Annotated in this window: 20 protein-coding genes; 8 read left to right on the forward strand and 12 right to left on the reverse strand. The window is 62.5% G+C overall.

All coding sequences use genetic code 11. The features are described 5' to 3' along the window. The first annotated feature begins 48 nt into the window (after positions 1-48). Positions 49-1,467 carry an aminotransferase-like domain-containing protein gene (locus FDM28_RS10730; protein WP_138515128.1) on the forward strand — a complete coding sequence of 473 codons (1,419 nt, stop codon included), beginning with the start codon at positions 49-51 and terminating at the stop codon, positions 1,465-1,467. 14 nt (positions 1,468-1,481) lie between these two features. Here FDM28_RS10730 and FDM28_RS10735 read toward each other — a convergent pair whose 3' ends face one another. The 6 genes from FDM28_RS10735 to FDM28_RS10760 are packed head-to-tail and all read right to left on the reverse strand — an operon-like array spanning position 1,482 to position 7,153. Continuing rightward, positions 1,482-2,651 carry a fumarylacetoacetate hydrolase family protein gene (locus FDM28_RS10735; protein ID WP_138515129.1) on the reverse strand — a complete coding sequence of 390 codons (1,170 nt, stop codon included), beginning with the start codon at positions 2,649-2,651 and terminating at the stop codon, positions 1,482-1,484. A gap of 6 nt (positions 2,652-2,657) precedes the next feature. Beyond that, on the reverse strand, positions 2,658-3,956 hold the full coding sequence (locus FDM28_RS10740; RefSeq protein ID WP_138515130.1) for a TRAP transporter large permease: 1,299 nt from the start codon (positions 3,954-3,956) through the stop codon (positions 2,658-2,660). Then, on the reverse strand, positions 3,953-4,432 hold the full coding sequence (locus FDM28_RS10745; RefSeq protein WP_138515131.1) for a TRAP transporter small permease: 480 nt from the start codon (positions 4,430-4,432) through the stop codon (positions 3,953-3,955). Before FDM28_RS10745 ends, FDM28_RS10740 begins: the two co-directional genes overlap by 4 nt. A gap of 14 nt (positions 4,433-4,446) precedes the next feature. Further along, positions 4,447-5,457, reverse strand: a complete 1,011-nt coding sequence (locus tag FDM28_RS10750) for a sialic acid TRAP transporter substrate-binding protein SiaP (RefSeq protein ID WP_138515132.1) — start codon at positions 5,455-5,457, stop codon at positions 4,447-4,449. 26 nt (positions 5,458-5,483) lie between these two features. Further along, positions 5,484-6,398 (reverse strand): dihydrodipicolinate synthase family protein, encoded by a 915-nt coding sequence (locus FDM28_RS10755; RefSeq protein ID WP_170211713.1) that lies wholly within the window; start codon positions 6,396-6,398, stop codon positions 5,484-5,486. Continuing rightward, positions 6,395-7,153 carry a GntR family transcriptional regulator gene (locus FDM28_RS10760; RefSeq protein ID WP_138515134.1) on the reverse strand — a complete coding sequence of 253 codons (759 nt, stop codon included), beginning with the start codon at positions 7,151-7,153 and terminating at the stop codon, positions 6,395-6,397. The genes FDM28_RS10755 and FDM28_RS10760 overlap by 4 nt, the downstream gene beginning before the upstream one ends. A 143-nt stretch (positions 7,154-7,296) precedes the next feature. Here FDM28_RS10760 and alaS point away from each other — a divergent pair, with 143 nt between their 5' ends. Both alaS and FDM28_RS10770 read left to right on the forward strand, forming a co-directional pair. After that, positions 7,297-9,948: an alanine--tRNA ligase gene (gene alaS / locus FDM28_RS10765; protein WP_138515135.1), complete on the forward strand. Its 2,652-nt coding sequence runs from the start codon at positions 7,297-7,299 to the stop codon at positions 9,946-9,948. Positions 9,949-10,044: 96 nt separating this feature from the next. Then, entirely contained in the window at positions 10,045-10,596 is a 552-nt protein-coding gene (locus tag FDM28_RS10770; protein ID WP_138515136.1) for a TlpA family protein disulfide reductase, read from the forward strand. Here FDM28_RS10770 and FDM28_RS10775 read toward each other — a convergent pair. Continuing rightward, positions 10,575-10,931, reverse strand: coding sequence for a thioredoxin family protein (locus tag FDM28_RS10775; RefSeq protein WP_138515137.1), 357 nt, complete (start codon positions 10,929-10,931; stop codon positions 10,575-10,577). The two genes, FDM28_RS10770 and FDM28_RS10775, sit on opposite strands and share 22 nt — an antisense overlap. 134 nt (positions 10,932-11,065) lie before the next feature. Here FDM28_RS10775 and FDM28_RS10780 point away from each other — a divergent pair, with 134 nt between their 5' ends. After that, entirely contained in the window at positions 11,066-11,842 is a 777-nt protein-coding gene (locus tag FDM28_RS10780) for a ferredoxin--NADP reductase (RefSeq protein WP_138515138.1), read from the forward strand. Between the two features lie 57 nt (positions 11,843-11,899). On the opposite strand, the gene FDM28_RS10785 is transcribed toward FDM28_RS10780, so the two are convergent. From FDM28_RS10785 to FDM28_RS17660, 3 genes are read right to left on the reverse strand one after another with little or no spacing between them, the layout of a single operon-like run. Next, a complete protein-coding gene (locus tag FDM28_RS10785) occupies positions 11,900-12,148 on the reverse strand; it encodes a TIGR03643 family protein (RefSeq protein ID WP_138515139.1) in 249 nt (82 codons plus the stop codon). After that, positions 12,145-12,603, reverse strand: a complete 459-nt coding sequence (locus FDM28_RS10790; protein ID WP_138515140.1) for a DUF3429 domain-containing protein — start codon at positions 12,601-12,603, stop codon at positions 12,145-12,147. The genes FDM28_RS10785 and FDM28_RS10790 overlap by 4 nt, the downstream gene beginning before the upstream one ends. Beyond that, on the reverse strand, positions 12,600-12,776 hold the full coding sequence (locus FDM28_RS17660; protein WP_170211630.1) for a hypothetical protein: 177 nt from the start codon (positions 12,774-12,776) through the stop codon (positions 12,600-12,602). Before FDM28_RS17660 ends, FDM28_RS10790 begins: the two co-directional genes overlap by 4 nt. Before the next feature lie 132 nt (positions 12,777-12,908). Here FDM28_RS17660 and FDM28_RS10795 point away from each other — a divergent pair, with 132 nt between their 5' ends. Genes FDM28_RS10795 through FDM28_RS10805 form a run of 3 tightly spaced genes read left to right on the forward strand, consistent with a single transcriptional unit; the run spans position 12,909 to position 14,191 of the window. Next, on the forward strand, positions 12,909-13,268 hold the full coding sequence (locus tag FDM28_RS10795) for a DUF2237 family protein (protein WP_138515141.1): 360 nt from the start codon (positions 12,909-12,911) through the stop codon (positions 13,266-13,268). 51 nt (positions 13,269-13,319) lie between these two features. Further along, entirely contained in the window at positions 13,320-13,874 is a 555-nt protein-coding gene (locus tag FDM28_RS10800) for a lipocalin family protein (RefSeq protein ID WP_138515142.1), read from the forward strand. After that, positions 13,871-14,191 carry a single-stranded DNA-binding protein gene (locus FDM28_RS10805; RefSeq protein WP_138515143.1) on the forward strand — a complete coding sequence of 107 codons (321 nt, stop codon included), beginning with the start codon at positions 13,871-13,873 and terminating at the stop codon, positions 14,189-14,191. The genes FDM28_RS10800 and FDM28_RS10805 overlap by 4 nt, the downstream gene beginning before the upstream one ends. Before the next feature lie 40 nt (positions 14,192-14,231). Here the strand turns inward: FDM28_RS10805 and FDM28_RS10810 are convergent, their stop codons facing one another. Then, positions 14,232-17,174, reverse strand: a complete 2,943-nt coding sequence (locus FDM28_RS10810; RefSeq protein ID WP_138515144.1) for a sensor domain-containing diguanylate cyclase — start codon at positions 17,172-17,174, stop codon at positions 14,232-14,234. Between the two features lie 114 nt (positions 17,175-17,288). Next, a complete protein-coding gene (gene dinG / locus FDM28_RS10815; RefSeq protein WP_240791972.1) occupies positions 17,289-19,448 on the reverse strand; it encodes an ATP-dependent DNA helicase DinG in 2,160 nt (719 codons plus the stop codon). A gap of 172 nt (positions 19,449-19,620) precedes the next feature. On the opposite strand from dinG, the gene FDM28_RS10820 reads away from it, so the two are divergent. Continuing rightward, a complete protein-coding gene (locus FDM28_RS10820; protein WP_138515146.1) occupies positions 19,621-20,784 on the forward strand; it encodes a transglutaminase-like domain-containing protein in 1,164 nt (387 codons plus the stop codon). Positions 20,785-20,795 lie beyond the last annotated feature (11 nt).

A 20,795-nucleotide genomic window follows, 5' to 3' on the forward strand; every position in this document is an offset into this window, starting at 1 on the left:
TAAATTGGTGCGTTTTCCGTACCCGTCTGCCCGGTTTATCCTCGTTCAATGCTCACACTCAGCCCCGATATCGCCACCCCCCTGGTCAGCCAGATCGTGGACGGACTGCGCGGCCTGATTGCAGGGCAGGTGCTCAAGCCGGGCAGCAAGCTGCCCTCCATCCGCGCTTTTGCGGTGGCCCACAACGTCAGCGTCTTCACCGTGGTGGAGGCTTATGACCGTTTGGTGGCGCAGGGGTGGCTGGTGTCGCGGGCCCATTCCGGCTTTTTTGTGAAGCGGCGTGAGGAGGGGGGGAGCGCAGGCACGCCTGCCCGTGCGGTAGAAACGCCCCGTTTTGATGCAAGCTGGTACCTGAAGCAGATTTTCGAGAACCGCAATCTGCCGCTCAAGCCCGGTTGCGGCTGGTTGCCGCATGACTGGTTGTTTGGCGATGCCGTGCGCCGCAGCATGCGCCAGCTCTCCAGCGATGGTTCCGAGCTCGATGGCTATGGCTTGCCTTATGGCCACATGGCGCTGCGCATGATCATTGCCGAGTCACTGGCTGAACACCAGATCAGCGCGGAGGCTGGGCAGGTGTTGCTCACCCACGGCTCCAGCCAGGGGCTGGATTTGGTGGCGCGCTGCCTGCTCAAGCCGGGTGACACGGTGTTGGTGGACGACCCCTCGTACCCCAACCTGCTCTTCATGCTGCGCTTTGCCGGTGTGGAGGTGATCGGTGTGCCCCGCACCGGCGTGGGGTATGACCTCGCCGCGCTGGAGAGCATTTTGCAAACCCGCAAGCCCAAGGTGTTTTTTACCCAGCCGCGTTTGCAAAGTCCGACCTGCTCGGTGGCTTCAGTGGCGCAGTTGCACCGATTATTGCAGCTGGCAGAAACGCATGACTTTGTGCTGGTAGAGAACGATATTTACGCCGATATGGACGTGGCGTCCCGCACGACGCTGGCCAGCCTGGATCAGCTACGCCGTGTGGTGTACGTGGGCAGCTATTCCAAAACTATCTCGCCCAATTTGCGTGTGGGGTATCTGTTGGCGAGGCCGGATTTGTCGGCCCAGTTTGTCCAGCTCAAGATGATTGCGGGTCTTACCTCTTCCGATATCGCGGAGCGCATTACCTTCGGTGCGGTCACCGATGGCCGCTGGCGCAAGCACCTCAAGTCCTTGCGCGACCGTTTGGGTGAGGCCCACCGCCAAGTCAGCCGCCGCCTGCTGGGGCTGGGTTTTGAAATCTTTCATGAGCCGGAGGCCGGCATGTACCTGTGGGCCCGGCACCCGGACATTGCGGACAGTGCGGTGCTGTCGCAGGCGGGTACCCAGGAAGGCATCATGCTCGGGCCGGGCCAGTTGTTTCTGGTGGAGCCCCGGCCCACGGGGTGGCTGCGTTTCAACGTCGCGTTCAGCGCAGATGAGCGCTTGTGGCGCTTTCTGGATCAGCGCATTCTGGTGGGCCAGAGCACCGAGCACGCCTGAGCGCAGCCCGCGGGTCAGAGCAAGCCGCGTTGTGCCAGGTTGCGCATCAGGTGGGATGCGCCAAACGTCCAAGGCGCGCACTGGTGGGTGTGCAACATGCGGTTGCGCAAGCTGCCCAAGCGGGGGCTGCTGATGGCGACAACATCGCCCAAGTGGTGGGTGAATCCGCTGCCCGGAGCGTCCCGGTCTTGCACTGGTGCGAACAAGGTTCCCAGAAATAGCATGGCCCCGTCCGGGTACTGGTGGTGGGGGCCCATGAGCTGGGCGGACAAGTCCAGCGGGTCCCGGCTGATGCGGGCCATGGAGGAGTAGCCATCCATCACGAATCCGTCGGTGCCTTCCACCCGGAGGGTGAGCTCGGCGTTACGCACATCGTTCAGGGTGAAATGCCCGTCAAACAGGCGGATGAAGGGCCCTATCGACGCCGAAGCATTGTTGTCTTTGGCTTTGCCCAGTAAGAGGGCCGAGCGGCCTTCCACATCACGCAGGTTTACATCGTTGCCCAGCGTGGCGCCCACGACCTCGCTGCGCGAGTTGATGGCCAGCACGACCTCGGGCTCCGGGTTGTTCCAGTGCGATGCCGGGTGCAGGCCTGCATCGTCGCCACAGCCCACAGCGGCCAGCACCGGAGCTTTGGTGAAGATTTCAGCATCTGGGCCAATACCCACCTCCAAGTATTGGCTCCAGGCACCTTGGGCGATCAAGACCTGTTTGAGTGCCATGGCCTGCTCTGAACCGGGCTTGAGTTTGGAGAGGTCGTCGCCGATCAGCGCCTGAATTTCAGTGCGTATGGCGGCGGCGGCAGCCGGGTTGCCCCGGGCTTTTTCTTCAATGACACGCTCCAGCATGGAAGTGGCAAACGTGACGCCGGCCGCTTTGATGGCCTGCAGATCGCAGGGCGCCAGTAGCCAGGGCAGCGCCGTGTTGCGTGTGGCCGCACTGCTATTGGACAGCAGGCTTTCCACGCTGCACACAGGCTCCCCTGGGGCGCTGCGCAGGGCGGCTGCGGGGTCATCGGCCTCGAATACGTCGCGCGTGGTCGGATAGCGGGCGCTGATGTCCAGCACCTGCCCATGGCGCACGGTGACGACGCTGGGCCCTCGCACTTCGGGCCGCCAGATGCGGCCCAGCAGGGCTGCCTGATCGGCGTCGGCTGGCAGGGTGTTGTGGGGCGTGAGTTGCATGGTGGCTTAGGTAGTGACGTAGCCCATGGTCTGTGGAAGCCACAGCACGATTTGGGGGAAGAAGGTCATGGCCAGCAACAGGCATAGCAGCATCACCAGGAAGGGCCAGCCCTCTTTCATCATCTCGCCGATAGGAATGCCGGTGAGCGCTTTGGTGACGAACAGCAACATGCCGAAGGGCGGGTGGATGAGGCCGATCATCATGTTGAGCACCACCAGCACACCGAAGTGCACCAGGTCCACGCCCAGCAACTTGGCGGCTGGCAGCAGCATGGGCACAAACACCAGCAGCAACACCGACACATCCAGAAAGCAACCTAGCACCAGGAACATGACGTTCACCAGCAGCAGGAACTGGATTTTGGAGAGGTGCATGCTGTCCACCCACATGGCCATGCTTTGCGGTACGCCTTCCGCGGTGAACGCGTAGTTCAGCATGAACGAACCGGCCAGAATCAGTGTAATGACGGCGCTGCCCCGGGTGGACTCCATGACCACGCCCCAGAAACTGCGCCAGGTGAGTGCACGAAACACCACGGCCGCCAGAATCAGGGCGTGCAGGGCCGCCACGGCGGCCGCCTCGGTCGGTGTGAAAGCGCCGGAGTAAATGCCACCCAGCAGCACGATGGGCATGGACAAGGGCAGGGCGCCCCGGAAGATCAGGCCGGCCCATTCGGAGCGGGGCACGGGCTCGTCCCGCGGCATGTTGCGCTTGACGGCAATGATGTGCACCACGCCCATCATGAGGCCTGCCATTAAAAAGCCCGGCACGACGCCGCCCAGAAACAGTGCACCGACGGAGGCGCCGGACACCAGGGCGTAAATCACCATGGGAATGCTGGGCGGAATGATGGGGCCCAGCGTGGCGCTGGCGACCACCACGGCGCCGGCAAAGCCACGGGTGTATTCCGGCTTTTTAAGCATCTGGCGGATGGTGACCAGGCCCGGCCCGGCGGCATCGGCAATGGCACTGCCGCTCATGCCCGAGAAGATCACGCTTACCAAAATGTCCACCTGTGCCAGGCCACCGCGCATGCGGCCCACCAGAATGCGGCAGAAATCAAAAATACGCTCGCTGACCGTGCCAGCGTTCATGATGTTGGCCGCGAACACAAAGAGGGGGACGGCCAGCAGCACATAGCTGTTGTAAAGCCCGTTGCCCACCTGCTCGGCGACCAGGCCCACGTCCTGCCCCTTGGCCAGCAGGTAGCCGATGCCCGCAGCCAGCATCGAAAAGCCGATGGGCATGCGCAAGAGCAAGCCGGCGAGAAGAACCGCCACCAAAATCCAAAGTCCCGATGTCATATGCGCAGCTCCGCTTCCAACCCGATGCCGCGCACCGCGTTCCAAATGGCCCAGGCGCTACGGATGACCAGTGCGATCAGCAGCAACACAAAGGGCAGAAAAATCCACATGAAAGAAACTCCCAGCACCGGCGAGCCTTCGCGCGCCATGAAGTGCACATAGTCCCAGCTGGCGGGAATGGCGGCTGCGGAGAGCCCGCCCAAGAGCAGATTGCCCACAATCCGCATGACCTGGCGGCTGCGGTAGTTCACGCTGTTCCACAGCAAATCAAACACCACGTGTTCGCGCTCGGGCACCACGGCCGCGGCACCCCAAAGAATCACCCACACATACAGAATCACCGCGGCTTCATCGGTCCAGGGCAGGGGCTTGTTAAAGCCGAAACGCGCTGTAATCTGGATGATGAATACGATGAACAGGGTCAGGAAAAGGCCGCCGCCCAGAAGGTTGGCGGCCTGTTGCAATCGGCGCAACATGGCGTGGCAGTCGCTTACTTGGTCGCGTTAATGCGATCCAGCAAGCCCTTGGGCCACACCTTGGCGTAGTCAGACGCCTGGTAGGTGGCTTGCACCGACTTGCGGAAAGCGTCCACATCAGGGGTCGTGACCTGCAGGCCTTCCTTCTTGAAGAATTCGACGAGCTGGCCTTCTTCCTTGATGCGGTTCTCGTTGTTGTAGGCGGCAGCGGCTTGGGCTGCTGCTGTCACCTTTTGCTTTTGCGCGGGCGTCAAGGCGTTGAAGCTCTTATTGGAGATGGCGATGAAGATGCTATCTACCAAGTGGCTGGTCAACACGATTTGTTTGGTGACTTCGTAAAACTTGGCAGCGCGTACCGAGGGCAGGGGGTTGTCCTGGCCGTCGATGGTGCCGGTCTTGAGGCCCATGTACACCTCGCCGAAGGCCAGCGGTGTGGCGGTGGCACCGAGTGCTTCGCCGAGGAACAACCACTCTTTGGAGCCGGGCATGCGCAGCTTCACGCCTTTCAGGTCGGCAGGTGTTTTGACCGGTTTGGCTTCGCGCAGATTGACCTGTCGGGTTCCCAAATAGACGGTGGCCAGCGGTGTGACTTCCATTTTTTCAGACACGGCCTTGAACAGCTCCGCACCAATGGGGCCGTTGAATATCTTTTGTTGCTGGTCCGGATCGCGCACCACGTAGCCGGCGGTGAAGATGGAGAACTCGGGTACGAGCTTGGCAATGTCAAAGGCCGAGATGCTGGACAGCTCCAGGTTGCCGCGGGCCATGGCGGCAGGCTCGGTGCCTTGCTTGAACAGCGTGGCATTCAGGTTGATCTGCACATCGAATTCGCCGGGGGCTGTTTTTTCGAGCTGCTCTTTGAACACGGTCCACATCTTGGCGTGCCAGTCGTCCGGCACGGCGGGGGTGGAAATGCGCAACACGGTTTTGGTTTGTGCCAAGGCAGGCAGTGCGGGCAAGGCGGTGGCGCCCAGTGCAGCGGCGGCACCCAGCAGGGTGCGGCGGTTCAGGTGGGATGTGGTCATGGTGTGTCTCCTCGTGTTGTTGGTATTTACAGGTGGCTCAATGCGGCACCCAGTGCACGATAACCGCTGCGCACGGTTTGTAACTCGGTGTTATCCAAGGGGCTCAAAGGGGCGCGCATGGTCAGCCATGCATCGTCTCCGGTTTGCTCTGCAAGCATGGCTTTGTAGACGCCCACAAAAGGCATGCCGGGCTTGATAGACAGTAACTTGAGCAAATCCAGAATGAGCTGCTCATCGGCCTGGCTGACCTTGTCCGGTGCGCTCATGACCCGCTTCATCAAGCGGGGGGCAATATTGGCCAGCCCGTTGATGGAGCCCGAGCCGCCTTCGCACATGACCGGGGCTACATGCGGCTCTGCGCCGACCAAGATGGAGAGTTGCGGGAACGCACGTGCCAGACCCAGAGAGTGCTCCAGATCTCCGCTGCTGTCTTTGATGCCCATGACCTGCCCGGGGTGGCGGCGTACCAGCTCGGCCACTGCCGCGTGCGAAAAGCCGAAGGTGCTCATGAAGGGGAAGTGGTAGAGCAACAGCTTCAAGCCATCGTCACCAATGCCCCGCACCACCTGGGACACGGCGTCGATGATGCCGGCGTCTTTGGGCTGGTTGAAGAAGAAGGGCGGCATCAGCATCTGGCGGTGGACCCCCAGACCACTGGCGTGGCGGCCCAACTCAATAGCGTCGCCCAAAGCCAGGGCCGTGGTGGTCACGATGACCTGATCCGGGCGGATGCCGCTGGCCAGCATGGCTTCGAGCAAGCCTTTGCGCTCGGCGATGGTGAACGCCGGGCCCTCGCCGGTGGTGCCAAAAAGGGTGACGCCATCGCAGCCCGCATCCAGCATGCGCCGGGCGTGCGCCAGTGCACGGGGGGTGTCGAGTGCGCCATCTGCCGCAACGGGCAACAAAAGCGCGGGCCAAAGGCCGTGGATGTCTGGGTTCAAAGAGGTCTCCTGGTGGTGTCGGTGGTGAGAGGGCTGTTGCCGGTATTCCATTCATTGCGCACTTGCTCCAGCGGCGCGTGCATCACACGGTTGCGCGCACTGCTGATGTGCTCTTCCAGCAGGGCTGCGGCTTTGCCGGCGTCCCGCTGGCGCAGGGCTTCGATGAAACGCAAGTGTTCTTCCATGGCGGGGATCAAACGCCCCGGCGTGATCACGCTGTGCTCCAGCTTGATCAGACGCACCCGCAGGCTGTTGACGCGGTACTGGTCGGAAATGATGTCGTTGCCCAGCGCATCCACCATGCGGTCATGCAAGCCCCAGTCCACGGCCTGCGCATCGTCGAGCAGCGTGCTGTCTTGCAAGGCGTCAGGCGCTGCGGCACGCGCGAGGATGGTGCGGTGGGTGCTTTCAATGGCTTCCAGCTCGGCATCGGTAGCGGTATGCACAAAGTGGAGCAGGGCTTCGCGCTCGATCATGGAGCGCACCTGGAATGCATTGCGGATCAGGCGCAAATCCACATGGGCGATTTGCAAGCCGCGCTGCGGCACTGTCTTGACCAGACCGGCGGCCTCCAGGCGGGGAATCATTTCCCGCACTGCGCCCAAAGGCATATCCAGCAAGGTCATCAGCTCGCGTTGCGAGATGAATTGCCCCGCACGGATGCCGCCCTCAAACACTTGCCGGGTAAAGCCCTGGTAAGCCTTGGCGCGCTGGCTCAAGGTGTCGTCGATAGGGCTGATAACCGGTTGATTCATGACTGACATGTTAGTTGTCGGTCAGTATGGCTGGTATTGGTACAAACCCGCGCGCACAAGAACCCGGTGGCCGCCTGCGGGGCGATGGCGGGGGCGGCGATAATAGTGGGTCCTATTGATCCACCACTCGAAGAAATTCCGTCATGACCCAGCCCGTAATGAGTGTTGCCGACATTCGCAAATCCTTCCTCGACTTCTTTGCCTCCAAGGGCCACACCGTGGTGGCAAGCAGCCCTCTGGTGCCCGGCAACGACCCGACGCTGATGTTCACCAATTCGGGCATGGTCCAGTTCAAGGACGTGTTTCTGGGCTCTGACAAGCGCTCTTACGTGCGTGCCGCCTCCGTGCAAGCCTGCCTGCGAGCTGGCGGCAAGCACAACGACCTGGAAAACGTGGGCTACACCGCCCGCCACCACACCTTCTTCGAGATGCTGGGCAACTGGAGCTTTGGCGACTACTTCAAGAAGGAAAGCCTGAACTGGGCGTGGGAACTGCTGACCACCGTCTACAAGCTCCCCGCTGAAAAGTTGTACGCCACCGTCTATCAGGAAGACGATGAGGCCTATGCCATCTGGGAAGACATTTTTGTGAAGTCCGGCTGGACGCCCGAGCGCGTCAAGCAAGAGGGACGCATCATCCGCATCGGCGACAACAAGGGCGGCCGCTACAAGAGCGACAACTTCTGGATGATGGCTGACACTGGCCCCTGCGGCCCCTGCTCCGAAATTTTCTACGACCACGGCGCCCACATCCCCGGCGGCCCTCCCGGCAGCCCCGATGAAGACGGCGACCGTTTCATTGAAATCTGGAACAACGTGTTCATGCAGTTCAACATGGACGAGACCGGCGCCGTGACCCCGCTGCCCGCGCCCTGCGTGGACACTGGTATGGGTCTGGAGCGTCTGGCGGCCATCCTGCAGCACGTGCACAGCAATTACGAAATTGACCTGTTCGACGCGCTGATCAAAGCCGCTTCCCGTGAAACCGGCTGCACCGACCTGGGCAACAAAAGCTTGCGCGTGATTGCCGATCACATCCGCGCCACCGCCTTCCTGGTGAGCGACGGCGTGATCCCGAGCAACGAAGGCCGCGGTTATGTGCAGCGCCGCATCGTGCGCCGCGCGATCCGCCACGGCTACAAACTGGGCCAAAAGACCCCGTTCTTCCACAAGCTAGTGAAAGACCTGGTGCAGGTCATGGGCGCGGCCTACCCCAACATGGCATCGCAAGAGGCTCGCATCACCGAAGTGCTGCGCGTCGAAGAAGAGCGATTCTTCGAAACCCTGGCCACCGGCATGCAGATTCTGGACGAAGCCCTGGCTGGCGGTGTGAAAGTACTGCCCGGTGAGGTGGCCTTCAAGTTGCACGACACCTATGGTTTCCCGCTTGATCTGTCGGCCGACGTGTGTCGCGAAAACGGTGTGGAAGTCGACAGCGCCGGTTTTAGCGCCGCCATGGAAGCGCAAAAGGCCAAGGGCCGTGCAGCGGGCAAGTTCAAGATGGACAAGGCGCTGGAGTACACCGGCGCAGGCAACACTTTTGTAGGTTACGAACACCTGACCCAGGCTGCAAAAATCGTAGCGCTCTACGCAGACGGTACGGCGGTTAGCGAGCTGAAGGCCGGTCAAGACGGCGTGCTGGTGCTGGACACCACACCGTTCTATGCCGAGAGCGGCGGCCAGGTGGGCGATGAGGGCGCGGTGTTCTCGGATGCCGGCCTGTTTGAAGTGGGCGACACTCAGAAGATCAAGGCCGATGTGTTCGGCCACCACGGCACGCTGAAGACCGGCGTTTTGCGCGTGGGCGATGCCGTGACTGCTCATGTGGACGCCGCCAAGCGCGCCGCCACGGTGCGCAACCACAGCGCCACCCACCTGATGCACAAAGCCCTGCGTGAAGTGCTGGGCGAGCATGTGCAGCAAAAGGGTTCGCTGGTGAATGCCGAGCGCACCCGTTTTGACTTTGCACACAACGCGCCTGTGACGGCCCAGCAAATTCGCCTGATTGAAGCGAAAGTGAACGCCGAAGTGCTGGCCAATGCCGCAGCGCAAGCGCGCGTGATGGACATTGAGTCCGCCCAAAAGACCGGCGCCATGATGTTGTTCGGCGAAAAGTACGGTGAGACCGTGCGCGTGCTCGACATCGGCTCCAGTCGCGAGCTCTGCGGCGGCACCCACGTTCATGCCACTGGAGACATCGGCTTGTTCAAGGTGGTGGCCGAGAGTGGCGTTGCCGCAGGTGTGCGCCGTATGGAGGCCGTGACCGGCGCCAACGCGCTGGCGTATCTGCAAGACCTGGAAGACACCGTGGGCGCAGCCGCCACGACCCTCAAGGCTCCTGTGGCCGAGTTGGGCAACCGTTTGGGCCAGGTGCTGGACCAGGTCAAGGCGCTGGAAAAAGAAGTGGCTGCCTTGAAGGGCAAGCTGGCTTCTGCCCAAGGCGATGAACTGGTGAGCAGCGCGGTGGACGTGAATGGCGTGAAGGTGCTGGCCGCCAAGCTGGACGGCGCGGATGCCAAGACCCTGCGCGACACCATGGACAAGCTCAAAGACAAGCTCAAGACCGCCATCATCGTGCTGGGCGCGGTAGATGGCGACAAGGTGCAAATCGCCGCAGGCGTGACCAACGACACCACCGCCAAGGTCAAGGCCGGCGAGCTGGCGAATTTTGTGGCCGGCCAGGTCGGTGGCAAGGGCGGCGGCAAGGCCGACATGGCCATGGCCGGTGGCACCGAGCCTGCCAAGCTGGCCGGCGCTTTGGCCAGCGTGCAAGCCTGGGTCAGTGCCAAGCTGTGATGACAGTGCTGTAAGTTACTGCGATTGCTATAAAAACAGGAGCTGCTTGCGCATATTCCATAAGCGCTAGCAGCACTTTTTGTATCTAAATCAAGTATGCAGCGCCGTGATGCATTGACTGCACTAGGGGCCCTCGGGGCCTCTGGCGTTTTTGCTGCATCTTCCGATGCCAGCGGCCGTGGCTATGACCTGCTGCCGTGGCCTGTCGGGCAGGGCGTGCCGCCCATTCCGGTGGGCGATGGTGGGGCTTCCGCCGGCTCCTTGCAGGCACTGCACGGCAAAGCGGTGCTGATCAACTTCTGGGCTAGTTGGTGTGAACCCTGCCGCGCGGAAATGCCCGCACTCCAAACGCTGGCGGAGCGGGAGTCCGCCCACTTGGCGGTGCTGACCATCAACCTGAAAGAGAGCCCGGAGGCCATTGCCCGCTTTGTGCAAGCCACGGGGCTGACCTTGCCCGTGCTGCGCGATCCGCAGGGCGAAGTCGCACGTGCTTGGGGTATCCGCATTTACCCGTCCACCGTGTTGCTGGATCGCCAAGGCACGCCGCGTAGCACCGTGCGCGGGGCCTTGGACTGGGCAGGGCGCGACGGGGATGCCTTGTGGCGCCCCTTGCTGCAGTCCGCCCCTCAGCGCCCGCGCAAGCGTTGAGCCAGGGCTTGCACGTCGGTGTCTTGCACCGGGCGTGCATCGACCGCCGCGCTCGATTGAATCAGGCGGCGCAGTGTTTCCAGATGAGGCATGACGGTGCCGAAAAAACGGGCGCTGCCGCCTTGTTCGATCAGGATGGTGGGGAAGTTTTCCACCTCAATCGGGTCTACAAGGTCCGCCTCATCTTCCACATCCACCCATAGAAAGCGAGCATCCGCAAACTCGGCTTGCAAGCTGGTGAAAAGGGGGTGGTACTCGGTGCAGGTGCCGCACCACTGGGCACAGAGGCAGGTGATCAGCAATTCGGAGGGGGCGGATTCGGTGGTAGGGGGCATGCGCGGTCTAATGACTCAAATCAATATCGATATAACGGGCTGCAGGGGTATGAAGTTTTACAATATAGGGTTTCGCCCTAGGCCATTGCTGGCCTGTGTGGTGCTCCACAGATTGACCCTGAAGCAAGGCCCCCATGAGTGCATTTCTGGAAGAAACAGTTTTAAGCGTACACCACTGGACAGACCGTTTGTTCAGCTTCACCACCACGCGTGACCCTGCGCTGCGCTTTTCCAACGGCCATTTCACCATGATCGGCCTGATGCAAGACAACGGCAAGCCGCTGCTGCGTGCTTATTCCATCGTCAGTGCTAACTACGAAGAGCACCTGGAATTTTTGAGCATCAAGGTGCAAGACGGTCCGTTGACCTCCAAGCTGCAACACATCAAGGTGGGCGACAAGATTGTGATCGGCCGCAAGCCCACTGGCACCTTGCTGATTGATTACCTCTTGCCTGGCAAAAACCTGTATCTCTTGGGCAGCGGCACCGGCTTGGCGCCGTTCTTGAGCGTGGCACGCGACCCCGAGACCTACGAGAAGTTTGAGAAGGTCATCGTGGTGCACGGCGTGCGCGAGGTCAAAGAGCTGGCGTATTACGACTACTTCAAAAACGAGCTGCCCAAGCACGAGTTCCTGGGCGAAATGGTCACCAACCAGATGCTGTATTACCCCACCGTGACCCGTGAGGCGTTTGAGCACCAAGGCCGCATCACCACACTGATCGAGTCCAACAAGCTGCCCGCTGACTTGGGCTTGCCCCCGCTGGACCCCGCGACCGACCGCATCATGATTTGCGGCAGCCCCGGCCTGAACAAAGACATGCGCGAAATCCTGGACGCCAAAGGCTTCAAGGAAGGTAACACCACCACGCCGGGCGACTACGTGGTGGAGCGCGCATTCGTGGAGCAATAAATACGGGGGCTCGCAAGAGCCTCGTTGTCGATCAAAGGCCTGCTTGCAGGCCTTTTTTTACGCCTGTCGAGTGTGGCTGGCCCGGTGCCGCTGCACCTCGGGTGAGCGTAGGGCGCGGTGTTTGGTAACCCGTCCTGCCATGCGTTTGCGCCACATACGGAAGGAGCTGGCCTTCATGTGGGAGCGCATCAGCGCGATGACACCGGATTCATTCAAACCGAATTGCAGCTCGATGGATTCAAATGGCGTACGGTCTTCCCAGGCCATTTCGACAATGCGCGACACATCAGCGTCTGTGAGCGTCATACCGCCATACTCCCGGCCAACATGCACAGTGCCGCTACCACGGTGAGGTGCAAGCGCATGCCCAGCCAATCGCCCAAGCCGTAGGCCGGGTAGCTGCGCCGGTCTACCGCCAGGCAAATGCCCAGCAGCAGTGCCATGGTCACCAGCCCTTGGGACAGGGGCAGCAGCAAAGCGACCCAAGCCACCAGACTGGGAAACACGCCCCACACAAAGGGCCCGGGTTGCGGTGTGAGTGGCCCACGCATCGCCAGGCCCCAGTGGATAGCGCCCAGAAAGCTCGCGATAGTGGCGCCATAGGCCAGCAAGGCAAAAGCCGCTTGCGCACGATGCGTGGCCGGGGCCAGCCAAGCCGCTGCGGCCAATGCCACAAACGGAATCAGTCCGGCGTATCCCAGTCGGGCTGCCCAGCGGGGCAGGGGCGTGCCTGCGGATGGTGAAGTGATTGGGGTGCTCATGGTGCGTCTCCCGCCGCGTCTTCTGTATCGACTGGTTGGGCGGTCACAGCATTGCCAACCTCGGGTGTCGGGCGGCACATCATGGTGCCGTTCCATTGCTGGCCGCACCAGCACAGGCCTTCGGCGTTGATGATGCAGGTGCCGGTACCGCAGTAGCGTTCGTCTTCTTCCATGGGGCATCCTGAATATCCGTGTGAAACAAAGGCGCTTGCCGCTGTGGCAGCATCCGTTGCATAGATTTTGCTGGAATCGGCCCCGCCCGTGTGCACGGGGGCCTTTTCCCGACCACAGAAAGCCCATTCACCATGTCCGCACTGAATGTTTTAGGCACTGCACTGCAGGCCTGTTCCTACGACCCGCTTACCGGCTACTTCCGTGATGGCTGCTGCAATACCGATGCGCACGACCATGGCACCCATGTGGTGTGCGCCAAGGTCACGGCGGACTTTCTCGCTTATTCGCTAAAGCGTGGGAACGACCTGGTCACTCCGCGGCCGGAGTATCGTTTTGTGGGTCTCCGTCCCGGTGATCGCTGGTGTCTTTGTGTGAACCGTTGGCTGGAAGCCTTGCAGGCCGGCGTGGCGCCGCCGGTGCACCTGGAGGCCACGCACGCCAAGGCGCTGGAGCGGGTGAGCCTGGAGCAGCTCAAGGAATACGCCTTGTAAAGCCGTGCGCCACCGCACAACACAGGGTGTGGGCCGATGCATACTTCCGCCATGAAAAACAAATTTTTCCTGCTGTTTTTGGGCGTGATGTGGGCCGCCATTGCGGTGGGGGTGCATGCCGAACAGCCCGCGCTACAAACCATCGCATCTCTCGACGTGCCTCGCTACATGGGCACCTGGTACGAGATTGCCAAGTACCCCAACAGCTTTCAAAAGAAGTGCGTGCGCAACACCCGTGCGGACTACCAAACCCAGCCGGACGGCACGGTCCAAGTGCGCAACCGCTGCGTGACGGCGGATGGGCAGACCACCGAGGCGCTCGGCGCTGCCCGCCAAGTGGGGCCGGCCAAATCCCCCAAACTCCAGGTGCGGTTTGCGCCGGCATGGTTGTCTTTTTTGCCCATGGTGTGGGGCGACTATTGGGTGATTGATTTGGACCCGCAGTACCAATTGGTCGCGGTGAGTGAGCCGCAGCGCGAGTACCTGTGGGTGCTCTCCCGCATGCCTCAGGTCGACCCTGCGGCCTACCAGGCCCTGCTGGCACGACTGGCCCGGCAGGGTTTTGACTTGAAACGCTTGGAACCCAGCCCGCAGGAGCAGCCATGATCGACGGACTGATTGCCGGCCACTTGGTGGGCCTGGCCGAAACCCGCCAAGGCAAAAATGGCAGCAATTTTGTGCTGGCCAAGGTCAAAGCCACGGCAGGCGACGGCGAGAGCCTGATCGTGAACGTGATTGCCTTCGCCACCGAGGCGGGTGCCGCATTGATGGCTCTGGACGACGGCGATGCACTTACCCTGGCAGGAGCGCTCACCCCCAAGGTCTGGACCGACAAACAAGGCAATACCCGCCCGGCGCTGGACATGGTGGCCAGCCAGGTGCTCACCGCCTATCACGCAGCACGCAAACAGCAAGCCCCCTGAGCGCAGCGGCCAGTAGCGGCCAGTAGCGGCCATCAGGGGCTCAGGCCTCGCGGTGCTCCAAGGCATAGCGGTCGCGCCCGGCCGCCTTGGCACGGTAGAGCGCCTTGTCTGCCCGGTTGATGAGGGCGTCGGAGTTGATGTCTTCTGCATCGTTCACCGCGATGCCTATGCTGGTGGTGACTGAAACCTCGTGGCGGGAAAGCGTCATGGGCTGACGTACGTGGGCAATCACCTTGTGAGCCACCACCTCGATCTCTTCCACCGTGGCCACGCCCTCAATGAGGATCACGAACTCGTCGCCCGCCAGTCGGGCCGCAAAGTCGTTGGTACGCACGGATGACCGCAGTCGGTGGGCAAATTCGCACAGCACCTGGTCACCCAGGCCGTGCCCCAGGGTGTCGTTGATGGACTTGAAGTGGTCCACGTCCAGAAACATCAAGGCCATGGTTTGCCGGGTGCGTTTGCTGCGTGCAATCGCTTCCTGCAGTTTTTCGTCGAAGTAACGGCGGTTCGGCAGGCCGGTGAGGGAGTCAATGCGCACCAGCCGGCGCAGCTCCAGCTCGGCGAGCTTCAGGGCGGTAACGTCGGTGCTCAAGGCGAAGACGCCGCGCACCTCTCCGTCCGGGCGAATATCGGGGATGTAGGTGGCCTGCAAATGCCGCGTGATGCCTTGGGTAGTGGACTCCACCGCAAACTCGATCCGCTCCCCCCGCAACGCGTGTCTGAGGTAGTCGCCACGTTGGCCGTAGAGCGCGTCGCCAATCACCTCGCGCAGCTTGCGGCCTTGGGCCCACGCCAAATCCACGCCCAGCCAATCGCGAAAGGTTGCGTTGAGGAAGTGGACGCACTCGTCCTGGTCCACATAGGAAATCAACACCGGCAGGCTGTCGGTGACTGCCCTGAGCTGGCGTTCGCTGTCCTCCAGCCGTTCCCGGGCGAGGTGGGATTCGGTGCGGTCTTGCACCATGCCGAACACTCCGCGGATCACACCGTCGGCGTCCTTGTCGGGCACGTAGTGCACTAGCAGGTGGCGGGGCGAGTTGGGCACTTCGCTGCGCAGTTCAAACGTGACGCTCTCGCCCGCCAGAGCCGCTGCAATGTGGGGCTTGACGCTTTGGAATATGGCGTCGCCGAAGACCTCCGCCACGGTTTTGCCGTCAATGGGGTCTTGAAGGGCGTACCAGTTTTGGTAGTTGTTGTTGGTAAAGGTGTAGCGGAAATCCGTGTCCATGTGCGAAATGAGCACCGGCAGGTTGTCGGCAATGGTGCGCAGGCGCTTCTCGCTGTATTCCAGCGCGCTCTCAATCGCCTTGCGGTCGGTGACGTCGTAGTTGGTGCCCAAAACCCGGGTGGCCTTGCCCTCGGCGTCTTTGATGACCACGGCGCGCGCATTCACATAGCGGATACGGCCGCCCTCGCGCACCACGCGGAAGTCGAAGTCCATGGGCGCGTGGGTTTGCAGCGCCTTGGCAAAGGCTTGTTCGCTGCGAGCGATGTCCTCCGGGTAGACCTTGCTGGACCAGTCTTCGAGTTGCCCCTTGAAGGTGTTGCGCTCCCCGCCGAAGATGCGGAACATGGTGTCGCTCCACTCCAGGCGCCCGGTGGTCAGGTCGATCTCCCAGATGCCGATTTCATTTACGCTGGTGGCAAGGTTCAGCCGCTCTTCCTGGGTGCGCAGCTCACGGGCGAGGGCATTTTTCTCGGTCACATCCTGCAACACCGCCAGGGAGTGGGCCGGGCGGTCCGGGGTCTCGTTCTCGAGCACGGCGGACAGCAATACGTCCAGAATGCTCCCGTCTTTGCGCACCAGCTGGTAGGCAATGTCTTCACAGCGGCCGGACTCGAAAAAGGCCGGAATGACCACCGCCTGCGCATACGCTCGGGAGGCGGGGGTGAAAAAGTCGGTGGAGGGGCGGCCTATGACCTCCTCGCGCAGGTAGTCCATGGTCTGCAGCCACTTGTCGCTCACGAACAGGATGCGCCCCTGCGCGTCGATGGAGTGCATCATGGCGGGGGTGGATTCGTACAAGGCGCGGTAGCGCTCGTGACTGGCGCGCAGGGCCAGCTCCCCCCGTTTTTTGTCGGTGATGTCGCGGCCCACGGAGTGCAGGCCGATCACGCGGCCCGCCTCATCGCCAATGGAGCGATTGGTCCATGCCACCCAGCGTGCATCGCCGCCGGTGGAGCGCATCTGGTTTTCCCCCATGGCCACACCGGGTGCCGCACACACGGTGCGCAGATGCGCGTTCACCGCGTCCTTGTCCTGCGGGGCTACAAAGTCCAGCAGGTTGTGCCCCACCATTTCTTGCGGTTTTTTGCCGAAGTGCGCGGCATACGCCTCGTTCACAAACGTCAACTCTCCGGTCGGCAGCGCCAGGGAGATCATGTCGGTCTGGTCTTCCACAATCGCCTGGTACAGCACTTCTTTGGCATGGAGCGCGTGGGCGCGTTGCAGCAGGTCGGTGTTGAAGTGGTCCAGCTCCAGGGCTTTTTTGCGCATGTCCAGAGCATGGGCGGCAACCTGGGCCAGGTTCTCCAGCACGGCCCGTTGGTGGGGGCTGAGTTCCTTCGGCTTTCTGTCGATCACACACAGGGTGCCGATGTTTTGCCCGCCCGGCATGACCACCGGTGCACCGGCATAAAACCGGATATCGGGCGCCGAAGTCACCAGAGGGTTGTCGTGAAAGCGGGCGTCCTGGCGGGCATCGGGCACTTCCATCACGTCGGTTTGCAGAATGGCGTGCGCACAAAAAGCCAGTTCGCGCGGGGTTTCGCTCACGCCCTCCAGTCCGACGCTGGACTTGAACCACTGCCGGTCCGCATCCACCAGGCTCAGCAGCGCAATCGGGGCGTCGCATATCAGCGAGGCGGTGCGGGTCAGAGCGTCAAAAATGGGCTCAGGCCCGGTATCCAGTACTTCCAGTAAACGCAAACGAGCCAGTCGTTCGGCTTCGTTGTGTGGAAATGGGGGGGGTGTTCTCATGCGTCCGTCCTGGATTTCCACGGTTTGGGGCTTGTTTCTGGTGGATTCTAGCCAGCCAATACCCTGACGAAATGGTCAGAAAAACCACGTCGCCGCCACCCGCAGCGTGCGGGCTCAGCCCAGGTTGCGGGTGCCCAGTTTGTAAGCCGGCAAGCCCGCCAGCATGCGCTTGCCGTAGCTGGTCTGGGTGAGTCGCTTGTCGTAGCAAATCACTTGCGCACGGTCTTCTTCGGTGCGGATGGCGCGGCCGGTCCATTGCAGCAGTTTGACGCCCGTGGCAGGAATCACCAGCTCATTGAACGGGTCGCGGCCCACGCTTTTGAGCCACTCGGCACGCGCCTCGTCCACCGGGTCGCTGGGAGGCGCGAAGGGCAGCTTGGCAATGAACACGGTTTCACACAGCGCACCGGGCAAATCCAGCCCCTCGCCAAAGCTCTGCAGGCCGAACAGTACCGAAGGCAAACCGCTCTCCACCCGCTCGGCGTGAGCTGCCAGCAGGCGGGTGCGCGACTGCGTGCCTTGCACCAGCACCATGTCCATCATGTGGCCGGGCACCGCGTCGGTGGCGGCGCGCATCTGGGCGCGGCTGGTGAAGAGCACCAGCGCGCCGCGCTGCACCTGCTCGATGTCCTCCATCAGCGCGCGAACCACTTCGGCGGTGTAGGCGTCCGCGTGCTTGGGGTCGGCACGGGTGTGTACCACCGTGAGGCTGCCTTGCTTGGCGTAGTTGAACGGGCTGGCGACTTCCAGCGCCGTCACATACGGCTTGTTCGACAGGCCGGCTTCTTTCAAAAAGTAGTCAAAACTGCCGCAGCTGGTCAGCGACGCGCTGGTGACGACCGCACCACGCACCTGGCTCCACAAAAACTGGCGCAGTAAATCGCCCGGCACGATGGGGCAGGCGTGCGCCGTCATGGTTAGGTAGCCGTTTTCGCTCTCGGCTTGCAGCCACTTGGCCAGGGGCTGATCGCCATGCTCCAGCAGCAAATTGGCGGTGCTCACCAGGCTGCCCAGGCGGGGCGCCAAACCGCCCAGCTGGGCATAGAGCTGCGCGCACAGCACGGCCTGGCTGGGGTCGTCTTTGGCAATGGCTTTCACGTCCACACCCAAGGCTTCCAGTGCTTTGGACAGGCCGGTGGCCTGCGACTGGATCTGGCGCACCGGCTCGTGCAAGGCCTCCGGCAGCACGCCGTTGGCAAAGCGCAGGGTGCCGTCTTTGCCGCCACCGTGGGCGTCCTGGCCGGTGTGGGCCCACACCAGGTCCATGGCCATGCGGGCGACGGAGGTGAGAGCGCCTTTGAGCTGGCTGGTCACAGTCTGCACGTCTTCACCAAGGTGCAGGGCCAGCTTGCCGGCCACGTCATTCATGGTCTTGGGCAGTTTGTCCAGCCAGCGCAGGTTGGAGAGGTCCATGCTGTTGGAGAACTGGTCCAGCGCGACGGCGGGCAGGTGGTGGCCTTCATCGAACACGACCAGGCAGTTGTCCAGGTCCGGCAGGGTTTTCATGCCCAGGCTGGCCAGTACCAGGTCGTGGTTGGCCACGATGACCTGGCTCTCCGCGAGTTTGGTGCGGGCGTTGTAGTAGCTGCACTCTTTGTAGCGCGGGCAGTGGCGGGCGGTGCAGGTGTGGCGCTCCGCCGCCACGGCGGACCAGTCGCGCGGGTCGGGTAGGTCGGGCAGGTTGTCGCGGTCACCGTCCCAGCTGGCGACTGCCAGCTTGTGGGCCATGCTCTCGAACAGGGCCTGGCGGCGTTCTTCGATCGCCTCTTGCGACAAGGCGCTGACCTTGGGCTGGGGCAGGTCGTCGTCAAACAGGTCGTCCTCGCTTGCGCCGCTGCCCACCAGTCGCTCCAGCTTCACCTTGCACACATAGCGCCCGCGGCCTTTGGCCAGTGCGTAGGCAAAGGGCTGTTCCATGCTGCGGGCCAGGGCGGGCAGGTCCTTGGTCATCAGCTGCTCTTGCAGGGCCACGGTGGCGGTGCTGATGATGACGCGCGTTTTGCGCTCCAGCGCCATGGCAATGGCGGTGCTGGCATAGGCCGCGCTCTTGCCCACGCCGGTGCCGGCCTGGATGACGGCAATCGCTTTGGTGGGGTTGGGGTGCTCGCCGATGTCGGCCTGGGCCAGGGTGGCGGCCACGGTTTCGGCCATTTGGTGCTGGCCGGGGCGGCGCCGGAAACCGCTGGTGCTGCCCACCACTTGCTCAAACGCGCGCAGGGCATGCTGGGCCAGGGCGGCGCTGGCAGGCGACAGGGAGGAAAAATCAGAGCTCAAGGGGAAGGGCAGCCAAGGGCCGTTGCAGGGGCAAGGAAAGGGGGAAAGAGGGCGGGGAGGGCTGAATATACAGGCAGCAGGGGATAATCGCGCCTTCGCCGCAGGGGCACGCCACGTGGTGCCACGTGGCGTGCAAGTCATGCGGCCCATCCACCCTCCGGGAGAATCCAGCATGTCCATCCAACGCACCTTGACGCCCATCGCTACATCCGACGCCACACCCGCCGCTGCGCGCCGCCAATTTATGAAAAATTCGGCGCTAGCGCTCGCCGGCTGTGCGCTGCCTGCTATCAATTTTGCACAAACCGCGCCTGCGGCTGAGCGCCAGTTCAGCCCCAAACCCGCCGCCTGGCGCACGTTTGAGGTGACCACCCGGGTCGATATTGCCAAAGCCCAGGGGGCTACGCGCCTGTGGTTGCCGGTGCCCTCCATCAACAGCGAGTGGCAGCAGTCGCTGGAGAGTAGCTACGCCAGCAACGGCAGCGCCCGCATGGAAGACGACAACGCCACTGGCGCCCGCATGCTGTTTGTGGACTTTGCCGCCGACCAGGTAAAGCCCTTTGTGGAGCTGACCAGCCGCATCCGCACCCGCAGCCGCGCCCAAGACTGGAGCCAGAAGACCGCCGTGGCGGAAGACGCCGCTACCCTGAAATACTGGACGCAGCCCACTGCCTTGTTGCCTTTGGACGGCATCGTGCGCACCACCGCGCAAGAGGCCACCCGTGGTGCCAAGACCGATGTGGAAAAGGTGCAAAAGATTTACGACTGGATCGTCACCAACACCTACCGTGAGCCCAAGGTGCGCGGCTGCGGGGAAGGTGACATCAAAACCATGCTGGAGACCAACAACCTGGGCGGCAAGTGCGCCGATTTGAACGCCTTGTTTGTGGGCCTGTGCCGCGCCGCCGGCGTGCCCGCGCGCGATGTGTACGGTTTGCGGGTGGCGCCCAGCGCTTTCGGCTACCGCGAGCTGGGCGGTAACTCCGCCAGCCTCAAAGGCGCGCAGCACTGCCGTGCCGAGGTCTACCTCAAAGGCTATGGCTGGGTGGGCATGGACCCCGCCGACGTGGCCAAGGTCATGCGCCAGGAAACCCCGGAGTGGATCAAGTCCGCCAGCAACCCGCTGGTCGCCCCCGTGAACAAGGGCTTGTTCGGTGGCTGGGAAGGCAACTGGATGGCCTACAACCTGGCGCACGATGTGGTACTGCCCCAGTCGCAAGGGCCCAAGCTGGGCTTCTTGATGTACCCGGTGGCCGAGACTGCCGCGGGCCGTTTGGATTCCTATGCGCCGGATGACTTCAAGTACCAGATCAGCGCCAAGGAACTGACGGTTTAAGCGCGCCGCCC

The sequence above is a fragment of the Rhodoferax bucti genome (assembly GCF_005876985.1).
In the GTDB taxonomy this organism is placed as follows: Bacteria; Pseudomonadota; Gammaproteobacteria; order Burkholderiales; family Burkholderiaceae_C; genus Allorhodoferax; species Allorhodoferax bucti.